Below are 21,133 nucleotides of genomic sequence, written 5' to 3' on the forward strand. Positions count from 1 at the left end.
TTGGGGCATGCAGAAAAACACCACCGCAGCCCGCGTTTTCGGAACCGTGTCGATGCTTGGACTGGTCACCGCCGTCGTGGCCACGGTGGTCGGACACATCGGACTCGGGCCGGGTTACGACCCGCTGGAGCTCACGATCAGCGACTACGCCCTGTCGAACCGGGGTGTGACGATCGAGATCGCGATGGTCGCCCTCGCGATCGCCGCGCCCGCGCTGCTGGCCGGGCTCCGCGCCGCCGGTGCCGCCGTCCGGGGTCTGCCGACCGTACTCCTGTCGATCTGGTCCGCGGGTCTGCTCGTCGCCGCGATCATCCCGACCGACCCGCCCGGGATGTCGACGATGTCGACCGCCGCACTGATCCACCGCTACACGTCGGTGGCCGCGTTCGTCGCCCTGCCGATCGCCGCCGCGGTCATCGCGGGCCGGTTCGCCGGGCTCGGCGGCCGGATGGGCGCGACCGTCCGCTGGCTCTGCGTCAGCTGCGTGGTCGGGATCGGCGCACTCTGGTACGTCGCGTTCCCCGGCGAACGGATCATGATGGGGCTCGTCGAGCGCGGGCTGGTCGCCGTCGAGATCACCATCCTGACGGTCATCACGGTCGCCGTCCTCCGCGCCACGCGCCGGCACATCGCCGTGGACCGGGCCATCGAGCCCCTCACCCTGGTCGGAGCGGTTAGCGGCCCTGGACACCGGGGTAGTGCGGAGGCATGACCGACGACCGCGCGCAGTCCCGAGCCGAGCATCCGCTGCCCGAGGAAGAAGCGGTGGGCAGTGACGACTTCCAGGAACAGTCGGAAGCGATCCTGATGGAATCGGACATCCGGGAGGAAGAGCCCGAAGCCACCGAGGCATCCGTCGTCCGGCAGGAAGACCCGGAGGAGATCGAACGCCGGACCTCGGAAGAAGCAGCCGAATAGCGAAGATCCCGGCGGGCGCCCGCCGGGATCTTTGTCATGCCGCCAGCCGGGGAGCAGCGCCCCGCAGGTAGGCCCGGGCCCGCGGGAAGTCGCGCAGCCGGCCGGCCATCACGTCGAACGTCGAACCGACCGTCTGCAGCGGCACCTTGCGGCTGGCCAGGACCGTGCGCATCCAGCTCACGAACTCGCCGAACAGCGTCGCGTCGTCGACGTAGACGGCCGCGGTCAGCGAGTCGACGATGTAGCCCAGGTCAGCCACCGTGGCGTCGACCTGGGGCGGCGAGTAACGCGCGAGGTCGAGCCGGTCGAGCGCCAGGTCGATCAGCTCGACCCGGGCGGCGACCAGCCCCGCGTACTCGGCGTCGTCAAGGAACGACGCACCGTGCGGAACGTCGAAGGCCGGCGTCGCCAGCACCGCCGACGCCGCACGCGCGTCCGCGGCCCAGGCGACCCCGAGTTTCCGCGCCCATCGCCCGTCGGCGCCGAACGCGCGCCCGCCGACCAGCACCGGCACGTCGGTGCGCCGGCAGGCCTCGATCGCCCGGAACGCGTGCGGCAACCGCATCGGCAGCGCGCACGCCAACAGCACGGCTCGCGGATCGTGGCGGTGCAAATAGGACACCAGGTGCGGCGACGGCACGCTGGCACCCAGGAAGGTCACGTCCCAGCCGTCGAGCCGGAGCACCTCGGCGACCAGCCGGGCCGGCAGCGCGTGCCACTCACCGTCGAGGCAGGCGACCACGATGCGTTCCCGGGACGGCCGCGGCCGGACCGTCGCCGCCACCGCGGCCACCACCCGCTCGCTGACGTGCGTCGCGGCGTGCTCCTGCGCCACGCTCCACTCGTTGCGCGCCCACCACTCGCCGACCTGGGCCTGGGCCGGCGCGACCAGGTCGAGCAGCACCCGGTCGGCCGGCACGCCGTAGTCGAGCAGGGCGACCGCTATGTCGATCGCGCCGGTCTCGTCGGCGTCGTCGAGACAACGCAGATAGTCCGGGTACGCGCCGTCGAGTGTCCGGTCGAGGACCGCGGTCATGACGCCAACCGCCGATCGGGCACGGCGTGCAGGTGCCGCGTCGGCGAGCCGGGCGAGACCGCCCGCACCGCGAACACGGCGATGTCGTCGTGGTTGCGGCCGCCGAGCCAGTCGCCGATCACCTGCTCGACGCGTTCGGCCAGGGCCGGCGCCGGCATCCGCTGGCAGCCGCCCAGCGCGTCGACGAGCCGGGTGGCGCCGAACTGCTCGCCGCGCACACCGCCGCGCGCCTCGGTCACCCCGTCACTGAACAGCAGGCAGGTCTCCCCCGCCGCGAGCTGCACGTTGACCGCGGCGATCCGCGGGTCCGGCACGACCCCGATCAGCATGCCGCGCAGGTCGACGGTCTCCACCGAGCCGTCGGCGCGGATCACGACCGGCGGCAGGTGGCCGCCGCTGGCGAGGGTCAGGGACAGGCCGCCACCGGGTGCGGGGTGCGCCCGGCCGAGCACCATCGTCGCGAACCGGCCATGCCCGTTGGCCCGCGTGGTCTCCAGCACGGAGTCGTTGAGCAGCGTCAACAAGCGGGCCGGGTCGGACTCGATCCGCCGCAGCGCCTGCAGGCCCTGCCGGATCTGCCCGGTGAACACGGCCGCGTCGACGCCCTTGCCGGACACGTCGCCGAGGTAGAACAGCGCGCCTCCCTCGGGCAGCTCGTGCGCGCCGTAGAAGTCGCCGCCGATCCGCAGCGAGCTCTGCGCCGGCCGGTACGCGGCACCCCACTGCACGCCGCCGACGCTCGGCGGCTCCGTCGGCGCGAGGCTGTTCTGCAGCGTCTCGGCCACCTCGGCCTGGTCGCGGTAGAGCACAGCCGCGTCCAGCGCCGCGCCCGCCCGGGCCGCGAAGCCGCGCAGCATGTCCATGTCGTGCTCGTCGAGGTCGGTGCTCCGGGCGACGAGCAGCGCACCGGTCGCGGACGCGCTTCCGGGCAGCGCGACCACCCGCACGGTCACGCGGGTCAGGTCGCGGTCGCCGAGCCAGCCCGCGTCGGCGAACTGGTCGGCGAGCCAGTCGGCCTCCGACGGTTCCTCGCCGCGCAGCGCCTGCTCGACCGCCGCCGGCATGTCGTCGGCGTCCAGCACACCGCCGTCGACCAGCGCGGGTCCGTCGGCGTCGCCGCCCGCGGCGCGCCACCAGCGGGCCCGGCCGCGGCGCGGTGCCAGCAGCACGACGGCGACCTCACCGAGCGTGGGCACGGCCAGCCGGACGGCCGCGCGGGCCGCGCGGTCCTCGTGCAGGGGGTTGCCCAGCTTCTGGCTCGCCATCGCCAGGAAGCGGGCCCGGCCGCGCTCGGCGAGCAGGGCGTCGGAGCGCGCGACGGCGTCGGTGACGTCCTCGACGTACCAGGCGATGCTCGTCGCACCGCCGACGGTCAGCTCGACGCGGCGGCAGCGCACGCGCCGATCGCCCACGGTCTGCTCACCCACGGTCAGCGGGTTGACGCCGCAACCGGCGAGGGTGCGGCCGACCGCGAGCCCTGGCATCAGCCGCAACGCGGGCTCGCTGAACTCGCGGATCACGCCGGCCGGGTCGGTGACCACGACACCCTCGCGGAAGTTGTCGAGGACCGTGGCCGCGGGCAGCACGACGGACGGACGCCGGCGCCCCACCGGGGTGCCGGCGGACCGGTCGGGCGTCGCCGCGGTCGGGACCGGGCGACCGCCCGACTCCGAGCCTGCGACGTCGGCGGTACTCACGTGCGTCGACTTCCCCCTGATCGGTTGGCCTCGGCAACCCACCCTACGCGCATGTTTGCCATGCGGCATGTGTTGGCGGGCGGATCCGCGGCGGGTGCCCTACAGTGGATCCCGTCGAAGAGGAGGTGGCACGGTGAGTCGGCTCGCACCGGACCCGGCGCCCCTTGTCGTCGAAGTCGCCGACGGCGACGATGCCGTGGTCACCGTGCGTGGCGACCTCGATTTTCCCTGTGCCGACGTGTTGCGGGTGGCGCTGACCGCCGCGCTCGACCGCGACCCGGCCACCTTGACCATCGACGTCGAGCGGCTGACGTTCATCGACAGCACCGGTCTGGCCGTGCTCGTCCACGCCTGGGGGCGTGGCCAGGACGCGGGCGTCCCGGTCGCGCTGCGGTCGGTCCCGCCGTTCCTGCACTCGATCCTCGACATCACCGGCGTCGGTGAGCTGCTCGCCCGCCAGGCCCCGCGGGCCGAGTCCGACGCCGCCACCGCGTAACCCCAAGATCCCTCGTTCGCCTCTGGCGTAACTCCCTTAATTCGGTTGTGAGTGAGTGACTCACTCAGTTAGCCTTCGCGACGTGATGACGTCGACCGCCACCACCGGGGGCCGGGCCCGCCCCCTGCCGCCCGAGGAGCGCCGCGCCGCCCTGGTCGCGGCGACGCTGCCCCTTGTCGCCAAGCACGGCGCCAAGGTCACGACGAAGCAGATCGCCGAGGCGGCCGGTGTCGCCGAGGGCACGATCTTCCGCGTCTTTCCCGACAAGGAGAGCCTGGTCAAGGAAGCGATCGCGACCGTGCTCGACCCGCTGCCGACCGTGGCGGCGCTCAACGGCATCGACCTCGAGCTGCCGATCCGCGAGCGGCTCGCCGTGGCGGTCGACATCCTGCGCAAACGGCTGGAGACGGCGTTCGCGGTGATGTCCGCCCTGCGGATGGACGGCCCGCAGCACCACAAGGCCGAGGAACGGCCCAGCCACCAGCCGATGCTGGACGCGATCGAGCGGGTCGTCGAGCCCGACGAGGACAAGTTCCGCATGTCGGCCCCCGAGGTCGCGCGGATGCTGCGGCTGATCACGTTCGCCGGCACCCACCGGATCATCACCGACAACCACCCGCTGACCACCGAAGAGGTCGTCTCGGTCCTGCTCGACGGCGTCCTGCGCCGCACCGAGACCGAAACCAACGAGAGCAACCCGGGGGAAAGTTGCTGATCAAACTCTTGCGGCGCTATCTGCGCCCGTACTCGAAACTCCTGTTGGCGGTCGTCGCCTTCCAGTTCGTCGGCACCATGGCCTCGCTCTACCTGCCGAGCCTCAACGCCGACATCATCGACAAGGGCATCGCCAACGGCGACACCGGCTACATCGTGCGCATCGGCGGGTGGATGCTGGCCGTGACGGTCGTGCAGATCGCCTGCTCGATCGCGGCCGTCTACTTCGGCGCGCGCACCGCGATGAGCTTCGGCCGGGACGTACGCGGTGCGATCTTCCACCGGGTCGGCATGTTCTCGGCCCGGGAGGTCAACCACTTCGGCGCTCCGTCGCTGATCACCCGCACGACCAACGACACCCAACAGGTGCAGATGCTCGTGGTGATGAGCTGCACGCTGCTGGTCACCGCGCCGATCACCGCCGTCGGCGGCGTGATCCTCGCGCTGCGCGAGGACGCCGGCCTGGCGTGGCTGATGCTGGTCTGCGTGCCGGTGCTGGCCATCGCGATCGGCCTGATCATCCGCCGGATGGTCCCGACCTTCCGGCGGATGCAGACCCGCATCGACGTGGTCAACCGGGTGCTGCGCGAGCAGATCACCGGCGTACGCGTGGTCCGCGCGTTCGTCCGGGAGCCCTACGAGACCGACCGGTTCGACGACGCCAACGGCCAGCTCACCGCTACGGCACTGCGCGCCGGGCGGCTGATGGCGCTGATCTTCCCGACCGTCATGCTCGTGCTCAACGTGTCGAGCGTCGGCGTGCTCTGGTTCGGTGCCAGCCGGGTCGACTCGGGCCAGATCGAGATCGGCGCGCTCACCGCGTTCCTCAACTACCTGGTGCTGATCCTCATGTCGGTCATGATGGCCACGTTCATGATGATCATGGTGCCGCGCGCCGCGGTGTCCGCCGAGCGGATCACCGAGGTCCTCGACACCGACAGCACCGTCGTGCCGGCGGCCGACCCGGTCACCTCCGTGACCCAGCGGGCCAGCCTGGAGTTCCGGGACGTCACGTTCCAGTACCCCGGTGCCGCCGCGCCCGTGTTGCGCGGCATCGACCTGGTGGCTTCGGCCGGCAAGACCACGGCGATCATCGGGAGTACGGGCGCCGGCAAGACCACGCTGATCTCGATGGCGCCGCGACTGTTCGACGTGACCGGCGGTGCCGTGCTGGTCGACGGCGTCGACGTCCGTGAGCTCGACGCCGACCTGCTGTGGAGCCGGATCGGGCTGGTGCCGCAACGGCCCTACCTGTTCACCGGCACGGTGGCGAGCAACCTGCGCTACGGCAACCCGGACGCGAGCGACGAGGAGCTGTGGGCCGCGCTCGAGGTGGCGCAGGCCAGGGACTTCGTCTCGGAGATGCCCGAGGGCCTCGACGCGCCGATCGCGCAGGGTGGCACCAACGTCTCCGGCGGCCAGCGGCAACGCCTGGCCATCGCCCGAGCGCTGGTTCGAGCCCCCGAGATCTACCTGTTCGACGACTCGTTCTCGGCGCTCGACCTGGGCACCGACGCCCGGCTGCGGGCCGCGCTGCGGCCGGTGACGGCCGACGCGGCCGTGGTCGTGGTGGCACAGCGGGTGTCCACGATCATCGACGCCGACGAGATCATCGTGCTCGAGGACGGCGCCATCGTCGGCCGAGGCCGGCACGCCGAACTGTTGGAAACCTGCCCGACGTACGCGGAGATCGTCGAGTCGCAGCTCACGGTGGGAGCCGCCGCATGACCACGCCAGGCAACGGAAACGGCAACCGGGCGACCCCGGGGCGGTTGCCCGCCGCCGGACGGCGTCCCGCCGGCGGTGGACCGCCGTGGATGAGCGCCGGCATGCCGACCGAGAAGTCGATGACGTTCGTGCCGTCGGCCAAGCGCCTGCTGCGCCGGCTGACGCCGTACCGCGGGCAACTGTTCGTGGTCATCCTGCTGGCGCTCGCGAGCGTGGCGCTGTCGGTGATCGGGCCGAAGATCCTCGGTCACGCCACCGACGTCATCTTCCGCGGCGTGCTCGGGCGCCGGCTGCCCGCCGGCACGACGCTCGAGCAGGCGGCCGCGGGCGCCCGGGCCGCCGGCCAGAACAACTTCGCCGACCTGCTGCTCAAGACCCGGCCGATTCCGGGTGTGGGCATCGACTTCCACCGGCTCGGGCAGATCCTGCTGCTCGTGCTCGGCATCTACGTGGTGGCCAGCCTGCTGAGCTGGTTGCAGGGCTGGGTGCTCAACGGGGTGGTGCAGAGCGCGACCCGCAAGCTGCGCGCCGACGTCGAGGACAAGCTCAACCGGCTGCCGCTGCCCTACTTCGACAAGCAGCCGCGCGGTGAGCTGCTCAGCCGGGTGACCAACGACATCGACAACGTCTCGCAGAGCCTGTCGCAGACGCTCAGCCAACTGCTGACCTCGCTGCTCACGGTGGTCGGCGTGGTGACCTTGATGTTCGTGATCTCGCCGCTGCTGGCGCTGGTCGCGCTGGTCGCGGTGCCGCTGTCGGTCATCGTCACCCAGCAGATCGGCAAGCGGTCGCAGAAGAAGTTCATCGCACAGTGGACGCACACCGGCCGGCTCAACGCGCACATCGAGGAGGCGTTCACCGGCCACGAGCTGGTCAAGGTGTTCGGCCGGCAGCGCGAGGTGGAGGCCGACTTCGAGCAGAAGAACGACCAGCTGTTCAAGGCGGCGTTCGGCGCGCAGTTCATCTCCGGGATCATCATGCCGGCGATGTTCTTCATCGGGAACCTGAGCTACGCGGTGATCGCGGTGCTCGGCGGGCTCCGGGTGGCGTCGGGCACGATGACGCTGGGCGACGTGCAGGCGTTCATCCAGTACTCGCGGCAGTTCACCCAGCCGCTCACCCAGGTCGCGTCGATGGCCAACCTGCTGCAGTCGGGCGTCGCATCGGCCGAGCGGGTGTTCGACCTGCTCGACGCCGACGAGCAGGTGCCCGACCCGGCGCCGGCGGTCGAGGTGCGGCAGCCGCACGGGCGGGTCGAGTTCGAGCACGTCTCGTTCCGCTACACGCCGGACACCCCGCTGATCGACGACCTGTCGCTGGTCGCCGAGCCCGGGCACACGGTGGCGATTGTCGGGCCGACGGGGGCCGGCAAGACCACGCTGGTCAACCTGATCATGCGGTTCTACGAGCTGGACGGCGGGCGGATCACGCTCGACGGCGTCGACATCACGACCATGAAGCGGGCTTCGTTGCGCGGCGAGATCGGGATGGTGCTGCAGGACACGTGGCTGTTCGGTGGGACGATCCGGGACAACATCGCGTACGGGAATCCTTCGGCCACTGACGCCGACATCCGGGCGGCGGCCGAGGCGACGTTCGTGGACCGGTTCGTGCGCAGCCTGCCGGACGGCTACGACACGGTGATCGACGAGGAGGGCAGCAACGTCAGCGCGGGTGAGCGGCAGCTCATCACGATCGCGCGGGCGTTCCTGGCCGACCCGTCGCTGCTGATCCTGGACGAGGCGACGAGCTCGGTCGACACGCGCACGGAGGCGTTGCTGCAACGGGCGATGGCGGCGTTGCGGTCCGACCGGACCAGCTTCGTGATCGCGCACCGGCTCTCCACGATCCGCGACGCCCACCTCATCCTGGTGATGGAGAAGGGCAAGATCGTCGAGCAGGGCACCCACGAGCAACTGCTAGCCGCGAACGGCGCGTACCGCCGCCTGCACGACGCGCAGTTCACCAAGGCGGCGGTCGACCTCGACGAGGCCGCACCCGCCGGGGGCATCGCGCTGGCGGGCCAACGCTAAGGTCCCTCGCATGACTCTTGTCGAACGGGCGACGGCGGCCGACCGCCGGCAGGTTGTCGAGACCGTCGTCGCCGCGTTCGACCAGGATCCGGCGTTCCGGTACTTCTTCCGGGATCCGGTGACCCGCGACGCGGAGGCGGCCGAGTTCGCCGGCCACCTGTTCGACCAGCGGGTCGCGCCGGGCACCGCCTGGGTGATCTCCGGTGGCATGTCGCTGGCCATGTGGGACGCGCCCGGCGGGTCGTCCGGCTCCGGCGAGGAGCCCAAGCTGGCGGTCTCCGACGAGGCGTTGGCCCGGCTCGACGACTACCACCGGGCGGTGCAGGGGTTCTTCCCGCGCCGCCAGCCGTTCTGGTACCTCGGGGTGCTCGCGACCCACCCGTCACACGCCGGGCGCCGGCTCGGCCGATCGGTGATGCAGCCGGGGCTGGCAGCGGCCGCCGCCGCCGGGCTGCCGGCTTATCTGGAGACCACCAACGAGGCGAATGTCGGCCTCTACGAGCGTGCCGGCTGGCGAGTGAGCGGCAGCACACACCTCAATGATCTTCCGATCTGGGTGCTGACCCAGTAACGTAGGCGGCTGCGAAGGGGAGTAGCTCCCAACGCGGTGGTCGACACACTGGCGTCCTGCGCCCGGCCACCCGACCTCAGGGTTTCCTGAGGTGAGCGAGACCTTCGGCTACGGCAATGACCAATTGCCGGGTCGAAGTCTCGCGCTTTCCTCGACCCGGTGACCACACCCGGGGAGGAACCAAGTGGGAGGCTTTCTTGCCGCCTTTGTGCTCAGTTTCGGCGTCATCTTCGTCGCTGAGCTAGGCGACAAGTCCCAGCTGATGGCGATGACGTTCGCCACCAGATACCGCGCGCTGACGGTGCTGATCGGCATCACCCTGGCCACGGCGGTCGTACACCTGATCTCGGTGGCGGTCGGCTACGGCCTGGGTGCGACGCTGCCGACGGGCTGGATCGGGCTGGCGGCCGGCGTCGCGTTCCTGGCCTTCGCGGGCTGGACGCTGCGCGGCGACAAGCTGACCGAGGCGGAGAAGTCGAAGGCACAGCGCTCGCAGCGCTCGGCGATCTGGGCGGTCGGTGGCGCGTTCTTCCTGGCGGAACTGGGCGACAAGACGATGCTGGCGACGATCACGCTGGCGACGCAGCACGGCTGGTTCGGCGTCTGGATCGGCTCGACGGTCGGCATGGTCGCCGCGGACGCGCTGGCGATCCTGGTCGGCCGGATGCTCGGCAAGCGCCTGCCGGAAAAGGCGATCAAGTGGGGCGCCGCCGCGCTGTTCGTCATCTTCGGCGTCTGGCTGATCGCTGAGGCCCTGGTCGAACTGGTCTGACGGTTCGCCTTTGCTCTGCATCCAGATACGCACCACCCTTCCGCGGGGTGGTGCGTATCTGGATGCAGAGCAAAGGCGTCAGTCGGTGCTTTCGGCGTGGCGGCGGTAGCGGCCGTGGGTGGTGGTCAGGAGGGGTGCGGTCACGGCGGCTAGGAGGCCGCCGACCAGTGGGGCGACGATGAAGACCCAGAGCTGGCGCAGGGGTTCGCCGCCTTCGAAGATGGCGGGGCCGAGGCTGCGGGCCGGGTTGATCGACGCGCCGTCGAGGGTGATCGCCATGAGGTTCGTCGCGGCCAGGGCCAGGCCGATCGCCAAGCCCGCGAAGCCCGCCTGCTCGGAGCGGCTCGTCACGACCAGGACGACGAGTACGAGCAGGAAGGTCAGCACGATCTCCAGCAGGAACGTGCCGCCCAGGTTGATGTGGGGGCCGTAGCTGTTGGTGGCGAGCGCGCCGGTCTGGTCGGTGACGCCGCCGTGGCGGGTGAGGATCCACAGCCCCAGCCCCGCGACGGCGGCGCCGCCGAACTGGGCGATCCAGTAGGCGATCGCGCCGATCACCGAGATCCGGCCGGCGACCAGGGCGCCCAGGGTGACCGCCGGGTTGACGTGGCAGCCCGAGATCGGGCCGATCGTGTAGACGAGCACGAGCAGGGTCAGGCCGAAGGTGAACGCCACGACCGCCACGCCGCCGTCGACGCGGGCGGCTACGGCTGATCCCGCGCCGACGAAGACGAGCAGGAGTGTTCCGACGAACTCCGCCGCGTATCGCCTCAGCCCCGCCATAGGCCGAAAGGTAAACGGAGAGTAAGCGACTTCGCAGCCGAAACCGGGATTAACCACCGCGAACCTGGAGTCTGGCGGGAGCGACGGCCGTGCCCCCGGCGGACCCGAGCAGGCAAAAGGGCCCGCGCCGTCCTACGACGGCGCGGGCCCTTCCTTTGCTTTATGCGGTGAAGCGGAGCTTGGCCTTGCGGGCGCGCACGAAGAGCAGCGCGCCGATCGCGACCACAGCCGCGCCGGTGCCGCCGATCAACAGCGCCGACGCGCCGGTGACGGGCAGGCCGCCGCCGTCGCCGTCGCCTTCGCCCTCGCCGCCGCCGGCACCGCCGCCGTTGGCCGGGTTGAAGACCTTGTCCGCCGCGCCGAGGCGCATGAAGACCGTCTCGCCGGTCGCGTCCTCGACGCCGTCGTTGTCGGTGACCGCGTAGACCTGGCCGTTGCCGGCGATGCCGAGGCCCTCGACCTTGTCCTGCACCCAGCCGTTGTCGGCCTGGAGCAGCGGCAGCAGGTCGACCGCGAGGGTCTTCGCCACCGTCGGCAGGCCGGTCCCGATGGAAGCCGGCACGTCGAACGTGTAGACCTTCTTGACCGTCGCCTTGAGACCGCGCTGGTTGTCGCGCTCGATCACCGCGAAGGTGTCGTCGTCGACGGCGACCAGCTCGGACAGGCCGACCCAGGCGCCCGCGGGCGCGGCGTCGAGCTGGTAGCCCAGCCACGCCCAGGTCTTGTCGGCGACCGAGTAGCGGCCGATCCGGACGGTGCCCTTCGGGTCGCCCTTGAGCTCGCGCTGCACGGCGACCCAGACCTGCTCGGTGCCGTTGTCGCCGGTGACCGCGACGCCCTCGAAGCCGTTGCTGGTGACGTTTGCCGCAACCTCGGCCGGCAGCGGGATCTCCTCCTGCACGGCGCCCTTGGCGTCGAGGCGGACGATCAGGTTGGGCTTGTCGGCGGTGCCGTCGCCCTCGACCGCGATCCAGTAGCCGCCGCCCGCGCGGGCCGCGACACCCTCGGCGTCGTAGCCGACCGGCTTGCCGTCCTTGGTGACGGTCAGCTCGCTGTTGACCAGCGCCGGCTCCTGCGCCGTGTCGATGGTCAGCAGGCGGGTCGGGGTGTAGACGTTGTCGGTGATCGACACGAGCTGGTCGGGCTGGCCCGGCACCGGGCTCAGGCCGGACAGGGCGCCCCAGGAGATGGGTGCCTTGCGCTGCCCCGGCTCGTACGCCGAACGGATCGTCGGGAACGCGCTCTTCTTGTCGCCGTACTGGAAGATCGTGACCGACGCGCGGATGCCGTCGTCGGGCAGGTCCTCCTCGCTGGAGACCACGAGCAGGTTGCGGGACGGCACAGTGGTGACGCCCTCGGGGCCGTTCGTGGTTGGCATGATCTGCAGGAACTTCGGGTCCTTCGGCTTGCTGACGTCGTACGCGGCGACGAAGTTGCCCCGCTCCGAGTTGACGAACAGCACCGGCTTGCCGCCGAACTCGCCGAACGCGACGCCCTCGGGCTCGGTGCCCTTGGCGTCCGAGCGGCCCTCCGGGTAGAGGCCGTGCGCGGCGGCGAGGCGGTCGAACGAGTTGCCGGCGTCGTAGACGACCTTGCCGTTGCGGTTCCACACGGTGAAGCCGCGCGAGCCGCCGACGTAGTCACCCTCGTTGGCGGTCGCGAAGGTGTTGTCGTCGATCCAGGTGACGCCGTCGGGCTCGCGGCTGACGGTGATGGTTTCGCTCTGGTCGATCGTGCCGTCTTCCTCGGTGTCGACACCCTTCAGCGTGACCTGGCCGGCGCTGAAGTGCTTGACGACCTTCTTGGTCTTCAGGTCGACGATCGCGATGTGGTTGTTCTCCTGGAGCGTGACGACGGCCTGGTTCTTGCCGTTGATCGAGATGTACTCGGGCTCGGGGTCGCTGGGGGCGACCTTGGCGAGCCCGGTCATCGCGACCTGGTTGAGCTTCCAGTCGGCGGGCTGCCCGGCGAGGTCGATGACCTGGAGGAAGCCGGCCGGCTGCTGCGGGATCTCGCCGTCGTTGACGTCCTCGTCGCGCTCGTTCTCGATCGCGATGGCCGCGTACTTGCCGCTGGGCGCGACCGCGATGGAGTCGGGCTGGCCGCCGAGGTCGTGCTTGGCGACCTCCGTGCGGGTCTTGAGGTCGATGACGACGAGCTCGCCGGAGGTGTTGACGAAGTCCTCGCTGGTGTTGACGACTGCGAGGACGAAGTCGTGGAACACCGCGACCGAGGTGGGCTCGCCGCGCAGCGGGAACGTGCCCAGCGGCTTCGGCTTGGCCGGGTCGGAGATGTCGAGGAAGCCGAGGCGCTCACCGGGGCTGTCGGTCGAGATCACCGTCTTGCCGTCGGTGCTGACCGCGCTGATCTCCGCGACGGTCTCCTGGTCCTCGGCGCTGTTGAGGTAGACCGGCACGGTGGCCAGCCGGGCGAAGCCGGGGTCGTCTGCCGGCGCCGCGACGGCCGCCTGACCGATCATCGCTGGAGCGGTTATGAGGCCGGCGACCATGGCCGTGCGGACGAGCCGGCCGGTCGCGCGTGGAACGGGCATGCTGAAACTCTCCCTGGTCGAGTCGACTTGATCTGATTAGTGGCTGGCGTTGACCGGCATCCGTCGACAAAGCCAACGGCAGATGTCGTACGGGCTGCGGAATGCCGCTCCGGCCGCTTTATGCCCTGGCCGGCGATAGGCTGGAGCGATCTTCCCGATAGGCCGGTTTAGAGGGAGTACGTCGTGACGGAAGACGGTTCGTCCTGGTCACCAGCGCAGATCGACCGGGACAAGCCGAACGCGGCTCGGGTCTACGACTATTACCTTGGCGGTGCGCACAACTTCGCCGCGGACCGGGCGATGGCGGAGCAGGCGATCGCCGACTGGCCCGAGCTGCCGGCGATCATGCGGGCCAACCGCGGGTTCCTCCGCCGGGCGGTGCGGTTCATGGTCGGCTGCGGGGTCCGGCAGTTCCTCGACCTCGGCGCGGGGTTGCCGACCGCCGGAAGCGTGCCGGAGACGGCGCAGTCGGTGGACCCGTCGTGCCGGGTGGTGTCGGTGGACATCGACCCGGTCGCGGTGGCGCACAGCCGGGCCATCTTGGCGTCGAACCCGCTGGTCACGGTGTTGCAGGGCGACCTGCGGGATTCGTCCGCGGTGCTGGACGCGTCCGGTTTGGACCTGTCGCAACCGGTGGCCGTCCTGTTGGTGGCCGTGCTGCACTTCGTCGGCGACGGGGACGACCCGGCGGGGATCGTGGCCGCGTACCGGGATGGCCTGCCGTCCGGGAGCATGTTCGCGATCACCCACGCCACCGCGGACGCCCAACCGCAACGGGCGGCGACGCACAGGCAGCTCTATCGGCGCACGGCGTTGCCGATGACGATGCGCACACGGGCCGAGGTGACCGCGCTGTTCGCGGGTTTGGAGCTGTTGCCGCCGGGGGTGGTCAACTTGACGCGTTGGCAGCCGGATTCGGACACGGACCAATCGGTGGGGCTGGCCGGGTACGCGGCGGTGGGCGTCAAGCGGTGAGGTGCTGCCGCAGGCCGGTGGCGTCGAGGTCGGTCAGGTGGACCGGCGTGCCGGGCTGTTGGCGCCAACTGGCGTCGAGCGTGCCGGCGTCGACGGGGTCGAAGCCGAGCTCGTCGACGAGCCCTTCGACGACCTGCTTGGCGTCTGCGTCGTCGCCGGCGACTGGGAGCGCGATCCGGTTGTGGTCACCCTTGGGCTTGCCGTAGCGACCGAGATGCTGCGCGGAGATGTTGTTGAACGCTTTGACGACGCGGGCGCCGGGAAAGTGATCGGCGACCCAGCGACTCGAGGTGATCGCCCGGTCGACGATGGGCTCGATCTCGCCGTCGCGTTCCTCGTAGTAGTTGTTGGCATCCACGAGGATCTTCCCGTTGAACGGCTGGGGTGGCAGTTCCCTGATGGCGCGGGTGGGGATGGCGAGGACGACGAGATCGGAGTTCTCGGCGGCTTCCTTGACGGTTGAGGCGCGCGCCCCGGTCTGATCGGCGAGCGGCCGCAGGGAGTCGGGCCCGCGCGAGTTGGCCACGGACACGTCGTGCCCAAGCTCCCGAAAGCGCGCGGTGAGCGTGCCACCGACCTTGCCTGACCCCACGATGCCGATCCTCATGTGTTGTGTTACTTCCCTGCTCAGGCCGACTCTCCCGTGTCGCACCTGTCGGATTTCGGCGTTTTCACTCAACGTGGTTAAGCCGCTGGGGCCGTGCTGATGGCACCTGTTCCTGATATGCGTGTCCGACCCGATCTGGGAGGGTTGTACCTGTCTTCGAGAGTGTGGTCGTTTCGCTGGGGGTAGGTGGCCGCCCCCGCAGCTCGTCCCGGAGCTGCGGGGGCCGGCCGTGCCAGGCTCTATAGGTGAGCTCCTCGCCCGCCTGTCGTCTGGGAAATCCACCGTGGAACCGGGCCTATGCGTCCCTGACGCAGTCCCGCTGCCACGGCGTGATCCTGGCTGCGCTGTCGTGATCACGGTCGGGGTCGATCTGGCGGCGGCGGACGAACGTTCGGGCTTGGCGGTCGTGTCGTGGTCGCGCGACCGGGCGGAGGTCACGTCGCTCGCGGTCGGGGCCTCGGACGCGGAGATCGTGTCGGCGATCCGCGCCTCGGACAAGGCGGGCATCGACTCGCCCCTGGGCTGGCCGACGGCGTTCGTCTCGTTCGTGTCGACCCATGAGTCCGGGGCCGTGACGCCACCACCGCCTGGCGAGGGCGCGGCGTGGCGCCGGCGACTGGCCTATCGCATGACGGACGAGGTCGTCCGAGCGTCCACGGGCCTGATCCCCATGAGCGTGTCGGCGGACCGGATCGGCCATGCGGCCTTCCGCGCCGCGGGCTTGCTGTCGATGCTCTCTCCCGACGCGCCACTCTCCCGGGCGGGCGACGACCTGGTGGTGGAGGTCTATCCGGCGGCGTCGCTGTTCCGCTGGGGCCTGACACACCAGGGATACAAGCGCGCCGGCTTGGCGTCCTCATTGGTGTCGTCACTGCTGGCGGCAGCACCGTGGCTGACGTTGGGCGAGTTCGAGCCCCTGTGCCGCCGCAGGCACGACGCCCTGGACGCGGTGGTGGCCGCCCTCGCCGCCCGAGCCGCGGCGACCGGCCGAGCCACCCGACCGACACCGCAGCAGTTGCCCGTCGCGGCTAGCGAGGGTTGGATTGCCTTGCCGACCTCGACGCTTGCCGACCTGATCAGCGCTCGACCGGATGCGTCAGTCCCACACCGGTGACCACCATTGCCAGCCGTCGGGCGCGATCGGCCACGACGGATCCGGGCGCCAGCCCGGCGGTGGCACCCACCCGGCCGGAGGCTGCGGCCAATCGGGTGGAACCGTGAATCGGATGCCGGTCGGTTGGGGCGGCACGGGTGCGTGCTCACGACGAGGCTCGACGGCCGGCGCGGTGGAGACCACGACCGGTTCAGGTGGGCCGGAGGCGCCGAGCCAGCTCTCGGGGAGTTCGTGAGCGCGTGCCACGTACAACACGACCTCGGTCTTGATTCGGTTGCCTTTGACAATCGCGCGTGCGGCGGCGATCTCCCCCTGCGCTTGGAGGTGATGAATCGCGGGCAGAAGCTCCGCGCTCATCTTCGGAGTCAGTTGGCCAACCCGTTCGTCGCCGATTCGAACCTCGACCACGTCGCGGGTTGATCGCGCAAGCTGTTCGACAACCGGGTGAAGGGTGACGTGCGCCCAGCACTCGCCTTCCGGCCGCAAGTAAGTCGCCAGTACGTCCAGGTGCTTTTCCTCACCGGAAACTTGTATGGCGCTGCCCGTGGGCAGCAGTCGGTGGGCACTTGCCGGCGGCATGTTGGCCGGTACGAGCATGTGCGGTTCGGCCAGGTCAAGCCGCACCGAGGCGTTGAAGTACCTGTCAGACCGGTCGCCGTCCCACTCGCTGGCCCAGATTCGCGCGTTGACCTGTGGTGTCCAGCCTTGGCCGATCAAGGCGGAGAGCACGGCGCCGTAACGATTCGCTTCTTCTCGAGGAAAGTAGCCGAGGTGATGGGCACCCGACCAGACGGCGATGGCGTTGCGATCGTGCTTGTTGTTCGGCTCAGGGTGAAGCTGAGCCACGACGACGACCTCCGCGCCGGACGTGAAATTCTTCCCCAGCACGGCGCGAATCTGCTTCTCGTGGAAAGTCTCGCCGACGATGTCGAAGCTCGGCCAGCCCCGCTGTCCCCATAGGTCGAATGCGATCGTCACGAATCCGCAGCGTACTTATTCAAAGAGGATCCGCCGACGGTCTACGAGTCATGAAACGTCGCGCGAACAACTAGAGTTGTTTGTCCGTCCAGGCAACAAAGCGTGATCGCGCTTCACGCACGACGGTGGTCCTGCCGAGCGCGCTAAGACGGGCGGAGGACGCAGCCGGAGCAGAGTTTGGGCTGCGGGAGCGTGAAGGCTAGGCAGCACGTCTTGCGTTGGACGTTGAGTTGGCCGCCAGGGCCGTCGACCAGGTCGATCAGGTCGTCCAGCTCCAGGGCCGTCAACAGGGTCGTGATGTTTTCGCGGGTCGAACCCGGTAGCCAGTCCGCTGCGCGGAGTAGGCCGTAAGCCACGCCTGACGCCACCGAGCCCATCAGGGTGCGCGCACCGACTCGGACCTCGGCGTGGATCGCCTCGAGCATCGGGTTGACGTGTTCGTCCAGCATCGACGTGCGGAAGGCCGACAGGAGCGCCGCCTCGTCGGGGACGACCACGACCTCCGGTAGGCCCGAGATGGCCAGCGGGTCCGTCGGCAGCACCGCGACGTCAATCGAGCGCCGATATCCCAGCGTCAGCAGCGGGCGGTGGTCCTCAAAATGCACAAGCACGTCCGACGCGCGCAGAAGAGGGACCCGGCGCGCCGAAGCCCAACCCAGGACCGCCGGCAGCGCCAGCCAGTAGCTGTAGGACTTCCACGCCAAGGCCGCGGCCGCGTGCGGTGAGCCGCGCCAGCGGCGGCCCGCTGCTTCCAGGAGGGCGGGGAGGTGGGTGCCGTCGGCCAACGACGACGCCGGCAGCCAACCCGCGGGGTCGTGGACCAGCAAACCCCGCGTCAAGCCCGGTAGGTCGTCGGTCCCGAACATCGACCGCAGCGTCGCGGAGATCGGGTCGAGGGGGGCGCCGGCCATCGCGCGGAAGTCGATGGTCGCGGTCACTCTGACCACACCGCCAACCCCATACGTGCCGTCACAGGTACTCCACCCACTCCGTTTGCCAGCCGGAACAACATAGCGTGCTAAGGCTAGCCTAACCAGAGATTCTCGGCCCGCGGTGGGCTACGACTCATCTGGGTGGATGACCGCACTTCGAGGCGTGTTGGTCTAGTCGCGCTGAGCGACGATTGTCAAGGCATTTGTCGGTAACGCGGCACTTCTGGTCGGGTTTCCGTCCTGCGCAGCAGACTGGATTTCCGGGCTTCTAGGGGAGTCCCGGCCCCAAAAGGGATGCGTGATGCCGAGCCCACCGCCGCCGACTTCACCAATCTCGCCGATAGAACGCGCCGCCCAAACGTTCGCGGCCGAGCTGTCGCGCTGGCGGGTCGAGCGCGGCCTGACGAAGAAACAGTTGGCGACGCAGATGGGCTTCGATCCCTCCTACGTCAGCCACGTCGAAGGCCGTCGCCACCGCCCCACCGAGGATTTCGCCCGCCGCGCCGAGGCCGTGCTCAGTGCCGGCGGGGCGATCTGGCTGCGCTTCCAGGACTACGACGACCTGCGGCACGCCCGCGGTGTCGCCGGGCAGTCCCACCGCGACCCGCCAGTCCCCGAGCAGTGGATGCCGCCCGGCACCGGGCTGATCGTCGAGCAGGAGCTGGCGACGCTCGCGTTCATCGGCGACGCGTACCGCTGCGTGATCCGCCGTTCCCTCTACAACGCGGGCACCGAGCCGGTCACCCGTTACCTCGTGCGGGTCGCCGTCGACCGCTACCCCGACGACCCCGAGCTGTCCAACAAGCACCACCGCGACCATCCGCTGACCTTCGACGAGCTTGACCTGCGCGCCTGGTGCGACGACCCGCCGGCGCGCGAGCCGATGGAGTGGCGCAAGAAGCACGACCGCGACGCGTTCAAAGAGGTCTGGTTGCTCTTCGAGAACGCGAACGGCCGCTTCCCGCTCTACCCAGGAGAAAGAGTCACCATCGAGTACGCGTACACGGTCGGTCAGGAGAAATGGGGTCGTTGGTTCCAGCGTGCCGTGCGCCTGCCCACCCGGCGGCTGACCGTGCGCCTCGACTTCCCGACCGAGCTCGACGCGCAGGTCTGGGGCGTCGAGACGTCGCTGTCGGCGGAGGAGGCGCCGCTGCGCACGCCGGTGTCGCGGCGCGCGGAGGGTGACCGCACGTGGTTCGAGTGGACCACCGACGCGCCGACGCTCAACGCCCGTTACCGGTTGGAGTGGCGGTTCCGGGCTGCGCGGGAGACGCCGAACGGGTGGTTGACGGCGCTGCCGCCGGCCGTGCCGATCGTGCCCGCGCAGCGGCACGCGCCGCGGACGCCGAGCGAGCGGATGCGTTCGGTCGGTGTCGTGCAGCGGGGCAGCGCTCTGCTCGCGCACACGGCGGTGCCGTTGCGGCTGCCGGCCGACGCCGACGGTGGACGCGACGTCGTCGCCCGGCTGTTCGCGGCGCTGGAGCGCATCGAGGAGATGCACATCTTCAGCAAGGGCGTCGGCCTGGCGGCGCCGCAGATCGGGCTCGCGGTCGCGATCGCGGTGGTACGCCCGGCCGATCCGTCCACCGAGCCGCTCGTGCTGGTCAACCCGCGGATCGTCGACGCGTCGCCGCGCACCGACGAGCGCTACGAGGGCTGTCTGTCGTTCTTCGACGTGCGCGGGCTGGTGCCGCGATCGCTGCGGATCCAGGTGGAGCACATGGACTGGAACGGCGAGCGCCGGTTGAGCACGTTCGAGCGCGGGCTGGCGCGGTTGGTCGCGCACGAGATCGACCATCTCGAGGGGCGGCTCTACGACGAGCGGATGCCGGCGGGCTCGCCGCTGGTCCCGATCACGGAGTACCGCGAGACCGGGGTGCCCTGGAGTTATTAGGCAGCGACCTGCCAGAGGGCGCTGACCGGCATGGCCCGGAGCTTGTCGCCGAAGGGCAGTGTGGCCGTGCCGGTGTAGAGGACGACGCCGGCGACGAAGTCCTCGCCCAGGCGGTCCGCGAGCCGGCGCAGGCCGCGGAAGTCGTCCGGCCCGACGGTCGACGCCGCCTTGACCTCGATGCCGACGACGTTGCCGGATCTGTTCTCGAGGACCGCGTCGACCTCGAACTTGCTGTGGTCGCGATAGTGGGAGAGCTCGGCGGCCTGGCGGCACCAGGTCAGCTGGCGGGCCAGCTCGGACACGACGAAGGATTCGAGCAGCGGACCGAAGGGCGCGCCTGGCCGAAGCAGCGACCGGGCGTCGATCGCCAGCTCGTTCGCGGCGATGCCCGAATCGACGAAGACCAGCTTGGGCGCGGCCGTCGCCCTCGTGCCGAGGTTGCGCGACCAGCCGGGGATGCGTTTGACGAGGAAGATCTCCTCCAGCGCCTGCAGGTAGCGGGCGATCGTCGGGCGGCTCAACCCGAGCTCGGACTCGAGCGAGTTCGCGGCGATCACGGTCGCGGACCTGGCGGCCAGCAGGCGGACGAGCTTGCGCAGCTCTGCCTTGCGGTGAATGTCGGACAGCTGGCGGACGTCTCGGTCGATCAGGGCCTGCACGTATCCGTCGAGGAAGCGTTGGCGGCGCTGGGCATCGTTGCGGCCCGTGGCCTCGGGCAGCCCGCCGCGCACGATCCTGGCGGCGTAGTCGGCGCGGGTCACGGTGGACTCGTGCCGCAGGTCGGGTCCCTCGGCGAAGATGGCGTCGACGAAGCCGTCCGGGTCGTCGTCGAGTTCGCCCTGCGAGAAGGGCCAGAGTTCGACGGTTTCCATCCGGCCCGGCAACGCGTCGGGTGCGGCGACCATCCCGAAGAGGCGGGACGAGCCGGTGAGCAGGTAGCGGCCGGGGCGCGGGTCCTCGTCGACCGAGGCCTTGATGGCCAGCAGCAGCTCCGGCGCGCGTTGGATCTCGTCGATCGCCATCAGCTCCGCGGTGTCGACGAAGCCGACCGGGTCGGCCAGGGCCGCGGCCCGGTCCTGCGCCCGGTCGAGATCGCGGCGCTCGGCCAGGCGATCTTGGGCGACGACGCGGACCAGGGTGCTCTTGCCGACCTGGCGCGCCCCGGTGATGAGGACCACGCGGGTATCGGCGAGCGCGGCGCTCACCTGCGCCGCGGCATGGCGCGGGACCAGCTGTGCGGGCACACGTCATGGTAACTTGCGGTTTCGATTCGCGGGCGGTTGACTTTCGATTTGCGGCGGGTTGGTGTTCGATCCGCGTGAGGTCGGCGTTCG

General features: G+C 70.2%; 19 protein-coding genes. 11 read left to right on the top strand and 8 right to left on the bottom strand.

All coding sequences use genetic code 11. The annotated features are described in order from the left end of the window. Nucleotides 1-52: 52 nt before the first annotated feature. Together Air01nite_RS25775 and Air01nite_RS25780 are read left to right on the top strand one after the other, a co-directional pair. Nucleotides 53-712: a DUF998 domain-containing protein gene (locus tag Air01nite_RS25775; protein WP_203705889.1), complete on the top strand. Its 660-nt coding sequence runs from the start codon at nt 53-55 to the stop codon at nt 710-712. Beyond that, the gene (locus Air01nite_RS25780; RefSeq protein ID WP_203705890.1) at nt 709-918 is read left to right on the top strand and encodes a hypothetical protein; all 210 of its coding nucleotides are present in this window, start codon (nt 709-711) and stop codon (nt 916-918) included. Before Air01nite_RS25775 ends, Air01nite_RS25780 begins: the two co-directional genes overlap by 4 nt. Before the next feature lie 34 nt (nt 919-952). On the opposite strand, the gene Air01nite_RS25785 is transcribed toward Air01nite_RS25780, so the two are convergent. Further along, on the bottom strand, nt 953-1,954 hold the full coding sequence (locus Air01nite_RS25785) for a cobalamin B12-binding domain-containing protein (protein ID WP_203705891.1): 1,002 nt from the start codon (nt 1,952-1,954) through the stop codon (nt 953-955). Further along, nucleotides 1,951-3,651: a PP2C family protein-serine/threonine phosphatase gene (locus tag Air01nite_RS25790; RefSeq protein WP_239090971.1), complete on the bottom strand. Its 1,701-nt coding sequence runs from the start codon at nt 3,649-3,651 to the stop codon at nt 1,951-1,953. The genes Air01nite_RS25785 and Air01nite_RS25790 overlap by 4 nt, the downstream gene beginning before the upstream one ends. Nucleotides 3,652-3,784: 133 nt before the next feature. Here Air01nite_RS25790 and Air01nite_RS25795 point away from each other — a divergent pair, with 133 nt between their 5' ends. From Air01nite_RS25795 to Air01nite_RS25820, 6 genes are all read left to right on the top strand, one after another. After that, a complete protein-coding gene (locus tag Air01nite_RS25795) occupies nt 3,785-4,147 on the top strand; it encodes an STAS domain-containing protein (protein ID WP_239090972.1) in 363 nt (120 codons plus the stop codon). Nucleotides 4,148-4,232: 85 nt separating this feature from the next. Beyond that, nucleotides 4,233-4,862 carry a TetR/AcrR family transcriptional regulator gene (locus Air01nite_RS25800; protein WP_239090977.1) on the top strand — a complete coding sequence of 210 codons (630 nt, stop codon included), beginning with the start codon at nt 4,233-4,235 and terminating at the stop codon, nt 4,860-4,862. After that, the gene (locus Air01nite_RS25805; RefSeq protein ID WP_203705895.1) at nt 4,856-6,589 is read left to right on the top strand and encodes an ABC transporter ATP-binding protein; all 1,734 of its coding nucleotides are present in this window, start codon (nt 4,856-4,858) and stop codon (nt 6,587-6,589) included. The genes Air01nite_RS25800 and Air01nite_RS25805 overlap by 7 nt, the downstream gene beginning before the upstream one ends. Further along, nucleotides 6,586-8,622, top strand: coding sequence for an ABC transporter ATP-binding protein (locus tag Air01nite_RS25810; protein ID WP_203705896.1), 2,037 nt, complete (start codon nt 6,586-6,588; stop codon nt 8,620-8,622). Before Air01nite_RS25805 ends, Air01nite_RS25810 begins: the two co-directional genes overlap by 4 nt. A 10-nt stretch (nt 8,623-8,632) precedes the next feature. Beyond that, nucleotides 8,633-9,193, top strand: coding sequence for a GNAT family N-acetyltransferase (locus Air01nite_RS25815; RefSeq protein WP_203705897.1), 561 nt, complete (start codon nt 8,633-8,635; stop codon nt 9,191-9,193). A gap of 184 nt (nt 9,194-9,377) precedes the next feature. Next, on the top strand, nt 9,378-9,965 hold the full coding sequence (locus tag Air01nite_RS25820) for a TMEM165/GDT1 family protein (protein WP_203705898.1): 588 nt from the start codon (nt 9,378-9,380) through the stop codon (nt 9,963-9,965). Between the two features lie 78 nt (nt 9,966-10,043). Here Air01nite_RS25820 and Air01nite_RS25825 read toward each other — a convergent pair whose 3' ends face one another. Both Air01nite_RS25825 and Air01nite_RS41670 read right to left on the bottom strand, forming a co-directional pair. Then, a complete protein-coding gene (locus tag Air01nite_RS25825) occupies nt 10,044-10,748 on the bottom strand; it encodes an MIP/aquaporin family protein (RefSeq protein ID WP_203705899.1) in 705 nt (234 codons plus the stop codon). A gap of 160 nt (nt 10,749-10,908) precedes the next feature. Next, nucleotides 10,909-13,299 (bottom strand): esterase-like activity of phytase family protein, encoded by a 2,391-nt coding sequence (locus tag Air01nite_RS41670; protein WP_275408309.1) that lies wholly within the window; start codon nt 13,297-13,299, stop codon nt 10,909-10,911. A 183-nt stretch (nt 13,300-13,482) separates the two neighbouring features. Between Air01nite_RS41670 and Air01nite_RS25835 the strand changes: the two genes are divergently transcribed. After that, nucleotides 13,483-14,274 (top strand): SAM-dependent methyltransferase, encoded by a 792-nt coding sequence (locus tag Air01nite_RS25835; RefSeq protein WP_203705900.1) that lies wholly within the window; start codon nt 13,483-13,485, stop codon nt 14,272-14,274. Here Air01nite_RS25835 and Air01nite_RS41675 read toward each other — a convergent pair. Further along, the gene (locus Air01nite_RS41675) at nt 14,264-15,319 is read right to left on the bottom strand and encodes an NADPH-dependent F420 reductase (RefSeq protein WP_275408310.1); all 1,056 of its coding nucleotides are present in this window, start codon (nt 15,317-15,319) and stop codon (nt 14,264-14,266) included. The genes Air01nite_RS25835 and Air01nite_RS41675 overlap by 11 nt on opposite strands. Between Air01nite_RS41675 and Air01nite_RS25845 the strand changes: the two genes are divergently transcribed. Then, nucleotides 15,231-15,995 carry a DUF429 domain-containing protein gene (locus Air01nite_RS25845; RefSeq protein ID WP_203705902.1) on the top strand — a complete coding sequence of 255 codons (765 nt, stop codon included), beginning with the start codon at nt 15,231-15,233 and terminating at the stop codon, nt 15,993-15,995. The genes Air01nite_RS41675 and Air01nite_RS25845 overlap by 89 nt on opposite strands. Here Air01nite_RS25845 and Air01nite_RS25850 read toward each other — a convergent pair. Together Air01nite_RS25850 and Air01nite_RS25855 are read right to left on the bottom strand one after the other, a co-directional pair. Further along, entirely contained in the window at nt 15,978-16,973 is a 996-nt protein-coding gene (locus Air01nite_RS25850; RefSeq protein WP_203705903.1) for an HIRAN domain-containing protein, read from the bottom strand. The two genes, Air01nite_RS25845 and Air01nite_RS25850, sit on opposite strands and share 18 nt — an antisense overlap. Before the next feature lie 143 nt (nt 16,974-17,116). Further along, on the bottom strand, nt 17,117-17,884 hold the full coding sequence (locus tag Air01nite_RS25855; RefSeq protein WP_203705934.1) for a (2Fe-2S)-binding protein: 768 nt from the start codon (nt 17,882-17,884) through the stop codon (nt 17,117-17,119). 322 nt (nt 17,885-18,206) lie between these two features. On the opposite strand from Air01nite_RS25855, the gene Air01nite_RS25860 reads away from it, so the two are divergent. Next, a complete protein-coding gene (locus tag Air01nite_RS25860; RefSeq protein ID WP_203705904.1) occupies nt 18,207-19,799 on the top strand; it encodes a peptide deformylase in 1,593 nt (530 codons plus the stop codon). On the opposite strand, the gene Air01nite_RS25865 is transcribed toward Air01nite_RS25860, so the two are convergent. Further along, nucleotides 19,796-21,043, bottom strand: coding sequence for an ATP-binding protein (locus tag Air01nite_RS25865; RefSeq protein ID WP_203705905.1), 1,248 nt, complete (start codon nt 21,041-21,043; stop codon nt 19,796-19,798). The two genes, Air01nite_RS25860 and Air01nite_RS25865, sit on opposite strands and share 4 nt — an antisense overlap. Nucleotides 21,044-21,133 lie beyond the last annotated feature (90 nt).

The organism is Asanoa iriomotensis (assembly GCF_016862515.1).
GTDB lineage: Bacteria > Actinomycetota > Actinomycetes > Mycobacteriales > Micromonosporaceae > Asanoa > Asanoa iriomotensis.

Coding starts and splice junctions, on each gene's coding strand:
- Air01nite_RS25775 (WP_203705889.1), top strand. CDS start 53: ATGCTTGGACTGGTCACCGCCGTCGTGGCCACGGTGGTCGGACACATC.
- Air01nite_RS25780 (WP_203705890.1), top strand. CDS start 709: ATGACCGACGACCGCGCGCAGTCCCGAGCCGAGCATCCGCTGCCCGAG.
- Air01nite_RS25785 (WP_203705891.1), bottom strand. CDS start 1,954: ATGACCGCGGTCCTCGACCGGACACTCGACGGCGCGTACCCGGACTAT.
- Air01nite_RS25800 (WP_239090977.1), top strand. CDS start 4,233: ATGACGTCGACCGCCACCACCGGGGGCCGGGCCCGCCCCCTGCCGCCC.
- Air01nite_RS25810 (WP_203705896.1), top strand. CDS start 6,586: ATGACCACGCCAGGCAACGGAAACGGCAACCGGGCGACCCCGGGGCGG.
- Air01nite_RS25815 (WP_203705897.1), top strand. CDS start 8,633: ATGACTCTTGTCGAACGGGCGACGGCGGCCGACCGCCGGCAGGTTGTC.
- Air01nite_RS25825 (WP_203705899.1), bottom strand. CDS start 10,748: ATGGCGGGGCTGAGGCGATACGCGGCGGAGTTCGTCGGAACACTCCTG.
- Air01nite_RS41670 (WP_275408309.1), bottom strand. CDS start 13,299: ATGCCCGTTCCACGCGCGACCGGCCGGCTCGTCCGCACGGCCATGGTC.
- Air01nite_RS25855 (WP_203705934.1), bottom strand. CDS start 17,884: ATGGCCGGCGCCCCCCTCGACCCGATCTCCGCGACGCTGCGGTCGATG.
- Air01nite_RS25860 (WP_203705904.1), top strand. CDS start 18,207: ATGCCGAGCCCACCGCCGCCGACTTCACCAATCTCGCCGATAGAACGC.